This window comes from uncultured Sulfuricurvum sp. (assembly GCF_937936435.1).
Taxonomy (GTDB): domain Bacteria; phylum Campylobacterota; class Campylobacteria; order Campylobacterales; family Sulfurimonadaceae; genus Sulfuricurvum.
This window is the reverse complement of record NZ_CALDDG010000094.1, coordinates 1-7,715: the sequence shown is the minus strand read 5'-3', so window position 1 is coordinate 7,715 and position 7,715 is coordinate 1. Positions and strand designations below refer to the sequence as shown.

Below are 7,715 nucleotides of genomic sequence, written 5' to 3'. Positions count from 1 at the left end.
GAGGAGAATTGGTGGAGCCAAGGGGAGTCGAACCCCTGACCTCTTGAATGCCATTTAATCGGTACATTTTCTTTTTCAATGAGTTATCATAGACTTTATAACTAGTCTTTCCAACTTTTTCTGGCAATCGGTCCAATCGATGAGCAAGGATACAAACCCACTTCCCGAACTCAAGGCGGTCCGTCTCTATCGAGGGGTCTCGATTTATAAGGTCTCGAATTCCAGAAATTGGTACATGCGGATTTGGGACAAGCAACGCCGACGCTACATCGTCAAATCGACCGGCACACCACTCATCATTCAAGCAAGGGAAATTGCCAAGGGTCAAGCGTTGACCCTGCTCACGCTGGAAAAGCAGGTCGATCGAGAGTTCTCGTTTCGCACATTCGCTTTGAAGCTGCTCAAGCAGGGCGATGGTCTGGTCGCCAGAGGCGAACGCAACCTCGGCTACGTCAAGGCGATGCGTTGGTGCATCCAGAACGAAGACTGGGGTCTCCTGCGGACGTTCGGACCAAGAGACGTCCGAGAGATCACGACCCGGGATTTCCGGGACTACATGGACAGGCTCGACCACTTGAAATCGCCGCTGTCGTCGTCGACGAAGAATACGATCCTGGCGACGTTCCGCAATGTCCTGAAGGTCGCCAGAGAGGACGGCGTGATCGACACGGTGCCCGACACGCCCCGGTCACGCCAGCGGGACAACCCTCGCTCGTTCTTCCGCTTCTACCCGCTCGTGACGAAGGAGGAGGACGTCTACCAGAAGGTCCTCGCCACGGCTCGGAAGATGGCGACCGATGGCGTCGTGACCAGGGGCATACCGGTCACCGACGAACTCTATGATCTCATCCTGTTCATCACGCATTCGTTCGTCCGACCGATCACGTCGGAACTCTATGCGCTGCGGCACGGAGACGTGACGGTCGCAGACAATCCGAAGAGGCTGATCCTCGTGATCCGGGACGGCAAGACGGGATTTCGATCGGCGAACACGATGCCGGCAGCGGTTTCCGTCTACGAACGCATCCGCAAACGGAACCCGGAGGCGACGCCCGCCGACTACCTGTTTCTGCCGGCGTACACGAACCGGCTGACCGCCGGCAAAATCATCCAGCGCCAGTTCAAGGAGCTGATGGTGCGTGCCGGAATTGAGGTCGATCGATACACGGGTGCGAAACACTCGATCTACTCGCTCCGACACACGGCGATCTGCATGCGGATCATCCTCAGCGAGGGTAAGGTCAACATTTTCAACCTTGCCAAGAACGCCGGGACGAGCGTCGACCAGATCGAGAGGTTCTATGCCCGCCACCTGCCGCTCAGTGCGGAGATGGCGAGGAACCTTCAGAGCCTCGGCGATCATAGTGTCTGATCGTCTGGGGATGGAACAGACCACCCTCTCTCGATCGGATACCACCATCGTTCAGTCGCTTGGCAATTTCTCCATACGATAGGCAGTCCCAATCGGGGATTCTCTCTCGTAGGATCTGCACATAATCGCTTGCATCCTCCTTGCGCTTGTTGGCGAGCGCTTTCCCATTGCGACCGAGTTCGATTCCACGCTTTTTCGCCTGAGCCAGGGCAGCCTTCGTCCGAGCCGAGATCAATCGCCGTTCTTCCTGAGCGAGAGCGGCAAATATGTGCAACTGGAACTCTGTTGCATTGGGCATCTCGGCGACGGTCAGGCGAATGCCTTGATCCATGATCGAGGCAATGAAACTCACTCGCCGGGAAAACCGATCGAGGCGAGCGATGACCAGTATCGCTCCCTCTTTCTTAGCCACACGGATCGCCTGCCAAAGGATCGCTCGGGTATCGTCACCACCGCTCTCCGTCTCGACGAACTCGCCGACGATCACACCATGCCCGCAGGCGAACCGTTCGACTATTTCCTTTTGAGCAGCCAGCCCGAGCCCCGACCTCTCTTGTTTGGTCGTCGAAACCCGGTAGTAGGCAACATACCGCTCCATCTTCGCACCATTCGTAGGAGACAAACGTTGGTTTGTCTGCGATGATCGGTGAATAAAATATTTTATGCAACCGCCAATATATGGCTATGCTTAGGATAAATAAGAAATATATATAGAAGGAACTTTATTACGCCTACATGCTCAACGATACCACTCTTCAACACGCCATTCGTTCCTTTTGCGACATTTCGTCTTGGAACTGCCCGCTCGCTGTCACCCTGTCTTTGCGGCAAGTGATCTGGTCGAATGGCTCATCGATCGATCTGACACCGGAACGATGCTCGAGGAACATTCGCCACTTCCTCAACATCCTCAAGCGCCTCGTATACGGCAACGCTGCGAAACGGTTCGGAAAGGCGGTCGCCATCATACCGGTGATCGAACACGACGAGACACATCGCTACCACGTCCATGCGGCGATCGACTGTCCGGAGCATCTGACGGTCGAGGCGTTCTCGACGATGATCCGTGAAGCGTGGTCTCGAACCGATTGGGGATATGAGCACATCCATATCGAATCCCATGCCGATGCCGGTTGGGTCTCCTACATGACCAAGCGTCGCCAGAAGGCGGATTATGGTCTCTCTATAGACTGGATGAATTTTCACAAGTCGAACCGTTGACGAAAGCGTCCGCCACGACTCCACCAGTCACCAACAAAATCAAATTGGGTAACGTATCATCGTTGCTCTTTATTCAATTATATTGACTTTTTACGACATCTATATCCCACACAACCAACCCATTTAACTACAAAAGAGGCTACTAATGCAATTACATGGCAATCCTATAGAAAGAACACTTATAAATTTTCTGGTCCCTATCGAGACCCATGAGGCGTTCGATGCGATCTGTGACTTGGAGGGTCGATCACGGACGTCTGTGCTCGTGTCTCTGATGACAGGCTTCATCGCTTCCGAGGGACAACGGATCATCGACGACAGGAGGCTCCGAAACAACCTCCGGGAGATCACCTCAGAAGCATCAGCCGATACAGGCGATCGACCCGAAACAACGACCCGTGTAAAACAATTGAAACGAAAGAGAAAACGAAGGGATGACAAAATCGAGAACCACATCCCTCAGCTTATCGACAACCAATACGAAGGAGTATTTGACGTATGATCATTATAGCAAAAGAATTTAAATCAAAATCTGATATAATTAGTTATTTAAATCGCACGCAAACTTCTGCTGCTATTTTATACGAGAACATCGATCCTCGCATTCTAGACGAGGTGAGGCGTGCAGCAATAAAGAAAGGCGCTCCACTCACCGCATTGCTGTTATATACCGGACAATGATTCGATTCGCTAGTTATATACCTTCATTTTGATATCCCAAGTTCTCGTAAAAGGCTTATTTCTATTTACCGCATGAAGCTTTACGGAAAATCGATATTCTCCAGGCTTGGAGCACGTCAGTGCGACACCTGCCTTGTTGGCTTTCGACCTACAACTCGACGGTAGCCCGATAACTTCCATGGGCTTCGTGGCTATCGTATCGGCATTGAAGCGCCACGTGTTCTCGCAAAATGCCCCAACCTTCAACGACCACGTTCCCGTTGATTGAGCGTTGCCCCAACCCGGATCGATCGGACCGCACTCCTCCGCTTCGGAACGAACCGCTCCGAAGAAAATAGATGAAGCGATCACGCAAAGAGCAACGGATATTTTGGTTTTCTGAGTCGTCATTGGTAATATCCTCTCAATAAAATCTTCCTTCTACTCACGACGTTGGATTGTCTATTGAAACAGTCTATCCAGGTCTTCTTGTGTACGAATCCCGGTTCCATACTCGATAAGAGCCTCTTTTGCTACGTACTCCAAATACGCTTGAAGCATCAAGGAACTATCAATAGACATATTGAAGCCTTCTTGGAACTGACCTTTGTTCTGAACAATGCGACCAGCAGTCGATCCATCCTCATAGGTCTGGAATTGGACCTCGGTAGACGATTTCCCGAGAACGCCCTTCGAACGTTCCGGCGGACATTGTTCGATGGGGAAGCAGACGACTCTCTTGCTGTAGTTCTCTCGAATCCGGTGTTCGTGAGCGATTTCCGACATCCGACCAAGTTTCACCAGGGCATTTTGAACAAGTCCAATCTGCTCCGGCGTCATGGAGATCACACTTCTGGTAGTCTTATTCTCAGAGGTCGGATCTATGAATCGAAAATTGAAGTAGAGTTCACCACCATTGGTGACGATCGGCTCGACCCAGAACTCGCCGATCTCTGGGGTACCTGGAATATAATAGGGGACCTTCGGGTAGGAGAGAGACGCCTTTCGAGCGGTTATATAGCGGTCTCGATCTTCTGGGCGAATACTCGTCATATAACCAGTGATAGAGGCTTCTTTCGCCGACACCTCGTTCTTCAAATCGGCGATTTTCTTTTCCAGTGCCGCTATCGTCTGGTCCCGTGTAGCGGTATCGGTCGGTGTCGAAGCTGGCGATCTCGCCTTCTGGGCATCCAGCACCTTCGTGAGCATGGCGATCTGGGCAGAGAGATCGCCGATTTGTCTGTTGGTGTTTTCGAGGAGAGCGGCTTGAGCCATCGCCGATGCTTCGATCGTCGTGGCGAGCGTGCGGGTTGACGCTGCATTCTCTTTTGCCGCCGCAGCAGCCCTCACAGCGTTGGCTCGAGCCGCCTCATCAGCCTGCCTGACGGCTTCTTGTGTCATTGCTCCCTGCTTTGCAGCGGCTGACGCAGCCACCGCAGCAGCAGACGCCGCTGCAGCAGCGGCATTCGCAGCACCGGTCACGGAGCGGCTTGCAGACTTCTGATCAGGATTGGAGTCCTTATGGGCAGGACGCTGCCGCCTTTCATTCTTAGGTTTCGTCTGGCGCTCGGGAGATCGCCTGACCTCGCCGGACGATCCAGATTGGACCTGCTGGCGCAGCTGATCAGCAAGGGTTTGAGCTGACGCGGTTGCGGGCACGAAGCACAATAGAGTGGCAGCGAGAGGCAGATATTTCATACTTTCCTCCACTCCGACAGCATTTGAGATCCATCTGTTCACTCAAACACTATAAGTGTATCGTGATATGTCTTTTTGTATTTCTGCCCATTCTTAATTCCATGCATAGTTATGCTGTAATGAAACTTACCGGATTGGCTGCACGTTGCCGCTATACTATTTTTATTGGAAATATATTTACACGACTTAGGCATACCCACGACTTCAATCGGCTGAGTTGACATAGAATCACTGCCAATGCGCCACTGCAATTCGCAGTATGCATTCTTCTTGATTTCCCAAATGCCGGAATAGGTCGTTCCCGTACTCGTATTGCGCCATCCTCGGCATCCGTCGTCAGCGAAAGCCGGTGTAGCCACAATAGCGAACGATAGCACCATACAAAGGAGCGGATACTTCATTTTCTTCACCTCCAGCCTTGTAAATGCCCGCTTGTCTATTATTCGAAAACAATAATTTCCCTTCGTATGTCGATATATGTTTTCTGCATTCCATCTTTCGAAGTCCCATGCAGTCTGTATTGCAATAAAAAATTTCCAGTGCGATTGCATGTAATTGCGACGGCACTTTTATTTGTAATCACTTTACATTCTTTTGGCGCACTAATAACCTCGATCGGTTTATACGGATATCCGACAGAACCCTGCCGCAGTTCGCAAAAGGAGCCTCTTTTTATTCTCCACCAGCCAGTACTTACCTCACCTGATTTCAACGTATACAATGCATAAAGTGGCTCTGGCTCGCAATCTGTAATTGAACCAGCAACAGCTATTGACGGCGCCATTGCATTTGACAAAATCGTCATAAATAGGGTGACGCTCATTGCAGTTAGATACTTTTTCATTTTTTACTTGCTTGCTCCGAACACGTCACTCATATACTACTATATTTCTTGTTTCTTCAGTATATCCCTCCACTGTATTCTCCTTTTTGTGCCATCGAAATATAAGTATATAACTTCCAGTTTTATTGCATGTAATAGCGACGCCTGTTTTGTTTGTGATGACCTTGCATTCTTTCGGTGAAGCAATAATTTCCATCGGTCTCGTTGTAATAGAATTCGCACGATTTGATAAAGTTTGATTTATTTGACAATAGGAACCTTTCTTTACTCTCCAATATCCAGAGACTTTTTGACCGATATATGCCCCCCATATGGGCTCGGCGTCACAGTTGCTTGCCAATGCGGATGCAGGGGCGCTTGACACCAAACAGGCGGCAAATACGAAGGGAAGCAGCCATTTCATGTGTTACACCTCCCACGCAACATTTGATGGATACGTCGGCAGTACGTTCAACTCGATCGACAAAGAACTGGCAGAGCATTTGATATTTTTGAGCACGGGGGAATGCTAATGGCTATTCACGTGCGTTGCCAGTCAGGGCTGTTACGACAGCGTAACTCCTACTTGACGGCTTTCCTCGGCAGCTTCTTACCAGGGAAGTCACCCTTCGCTGCCGCATGGACCAGCCTCTTGGCATCAGCGATGTATCTTCGGCACGTCCGCAATGCAGATTCTTCTCCGACTCCTCGTCCGGCGAGAGCTGATGGAACTTTATTGAATTTCTTTGCTTTTCTCGAAGCGTATAATTTCTGCACGCTTTCGAGGAATTTTAGATTAATTGGCGGCTTGTTTAATTTTAGATACACGTCTCGGTAGATAATTAGCGCATCATAGTTGCGACCGGAACGAAATTCCACGTCGGGAGTGAGGCTGTACGTACCAAGAGAGGCACCAGACGACTTTTTGCTTCTCCTCTCGTATGCTTCCTGTTTCTTTGAGATGACCTTTTTGAACCGCTCTACGAGGTCGGTAATCGGGAGCACGAGTGGCACCTTGAGGAAGACCGCATTTCGGCTTCCATCGATTTCGGTGATCACGCTGATTACCACCTCGTCGAACAGGTGGCTGTGCGTTCTCCACCATTGATTGAACGAGACGTTCAAGCAATCGCCCCACTGGCGATAGAACTCCCGGCTCGCCTCGACATCCGTCCGCACCTTCGGATCGGGATCGGTGAGCGCCAGCTTGTAGAATTCGAACCACAGCCGAATGTTTTGCTTCACGTACATAGCCAGGACCTACGACCCAACCCCTTTACACCAACTGAAGCAGGGCACGCCCCTCCGCTCAATGTAATTTTTGCCGCTACAAATACGTATGCTGCATCTATCGGGCGTAGTCGGCGTTAATCGGTGTCATAACTTCGATCGGACACTTGTCCTTTAGGACGTTTGTCAGAACATACTCGGTCCTAATATAATCTTCCATACTTGCTATAATAGCAATGCAAGCACACAAACAGCTTGTTTTGATATGGAGGATTTCATTATGACTACGAATATCCAAAGCCTCATTGCGGAATACACTCGCACTCACGAAGTGACGAAATGCCCTGACGGGAAAGCCCTGAATGCGCTCTCCGCCGACAACTGGCGTCAGCAGTTGAAGGGATCGCACCCGAGCGACCGCAGGCGAGCGCTGTTCGGCGACTATGCAGACTCGCCGATCCGCTTCGTCCCGCCAAAGAGTGCGAACGCATCCCAGTATCAGCGCAACAAACTCCGTCGCCAGGCGTCGAGGTATTTGCGCCAGTTCAAATAATATGTTTCTCCAAGCACCATAAATGAAAGGAGGCTGCGTTTCGTCAATTATAATTTCGTAATAAACATATCGGCATTTAACGAAACACTTCAATTTGCGAAGGGAAATACCATGTACAACGTTACTATCTACAACAACTCCCACGATGTTGCGACTAT

The 7,715-nt window shown here is 50.5% G+C and carries 11 protein-coding genes; 6 read left to right on the top strand and 5 right to left on the bottom strand.

Annotation, left to right across the window (positions count from 1 at the left end; genetic code table 11):
• Positions 1–139: 139 nt before the first annotated feature.
• Entirely contained in the window at positions 140–1,372 is a 1,233-nt protein-coding gene (locus Q0389_RS09275; protein WP_298693694.1) for a hypothetical protein, read from the top strand.
• Here Q0389_RS09275 and Q0389_RS09270 read toward each other — a convergent pair.
• The gene (locus Q0389_RS09270) at positions 1,320–1,970 is read right to left on the bottom strand and encodes a recombinase family protein (RefSeq protein WP_298693693.1); all 651 of its coding nucleotides are present in this window, start codon (positions 1,968–1,970) and stop codon (positions 1,320–1,322) included. The genes Q0389_RS09275 and Q0389_RS09270 overlap by 53 nt on opposite strands.
• A gap of 137 nt (positions 1,971–2,107) precedes the next feature.
• On the opposite strand from Q0389_RS09270, the gene Q0389_RS09265 reads away from it, so the two are divergent.
• The 3 genes from Q0389_RS09265 to Q0389_RS09255 all read left to right on the top strand — a co-directional run bounded on the left by Q0389_RS09265 (position 2,108) and on the right by Q0389_RS09255 (position 3,274).
• Positions 2,108–2,593, top strand: a complete 486-nt coding sequence (locus tag Q0389_RS09265; RefSeq protein ID WP_298693692.1) for a hypothetical protein — start codon at positions 2,108–2,110, stop codon at positions 2,591–2,593.
• 259 nt (positions 2,594–2,852) lie between these two features.
• Positions 2,853–3,095, top strand: a complete 243-nt coding sequence (locus Q0389_RS09260; protein ID WP_298693691.1) for a hypothetical protein — start codon at positions 2,853–2,855, stop codon at positions 3,093–3,095.
• On the top strand, positions 3,092–3,274 hold the full coding sequence (locus tag Q0389_RS09255) for a hypothetical protein (RefSeq protein ID WP_298693690.1): 183 nt from the start codon (positions 3,092–3,094) through the stop codon (positions 3,272–3,274). The genes Q0389_RS09260 and Q0389_RS09255 overlap by 4 nt, the downstream gene beginning before the upstream one ends.
• A gap of 9 nt (positions 3,275–3,283) precedes the next feature.
• Here the strand turns inward: Q0389_RS09255 and Q0389_RS09250 are convergent, their stop codons facing one another.
• From Q0389_RS09250 to Q0389_RS09240, 3 genes are all read right to left on the bottom strand, one after another.
• Positions 3,284–3,664: a hypothetical protein gene (locus Q0389_RS09250; protein WP_298693689.1), complete on the bottom strand. Its 381-nt coding sequence runs from the start codon at positions 3,662–3,664 to the stop codon at positions 3,284–3,286.
• Between the two features lie 51 nt (positions 3,665–3,715).
• Entirely contained in the window at positions 3,716–4,951 is a 1,236-nt protein-coding gene (locus Q0389_RS09245) for a hypothetical protein (RefSeq protein WP_298693688.1), read from the bottom strand.
• Between the two features lie 439 nt (positions 4,952–5,390).
• The gene (locus tag Q0389_RS09240; RefSeq protein WP_298693687.1) at positions 5,391–5,795 is read right to left on the bottom strand and encodes a hypothetical protein; all 405 of its coding nucleotides are present in this window, start codon (positions 5,793–5,795) and stop codon (positions 5,391–5,393) included.
• Between the two features lie 311 nt (positions 5,796–6,106).
• Between Q0389_RS09240 and Q0389_RS09235 the strand changes: the two genes are divergently transcribed.
• Entirely contained in the window at positions 6,107–6,307 is a 201-nt protein-coding gene (locus Q0389_RS09235) for a hypothetical protein (protein ID WP_298693686.1), read from the top strand.
• Between the two features lie 49 nt (positions 6,308–6,356).
• Here the strand turns inward: Q0389_RS09235 and Q0389_RS09230 are convergent, their stop codons facing one another.
• Positions 6,357–7,025 (bottom strand): hypothetical protein, encoded by a 669-nt coding sequence (locus tag Q0389_RS09230; protein ID WP_298693685.1) that lies wholly within the window; start codon positions 7,023–7,025, stop codon positions 6,357–6,359.
• Positions 7,026–7,284: 259 nt separating this feature from the next.
• Between Q0389_RS09230 and Q0389_RS09225 the strand changes: the two genes are divergently transcribed.
• Positions 7,285–7,557 (top strand): hypothetical protein, encoded by a 273-nt coding sequence (locus Q0389_RS09225; RefSeq protein WP_298693684.1) that lies wholly within the window; start codon positions 7,285–7,287, stop codon positions 7,555–7,557.
• Positions 7,558–7,715: the final 158 nt, after the last annotated feature.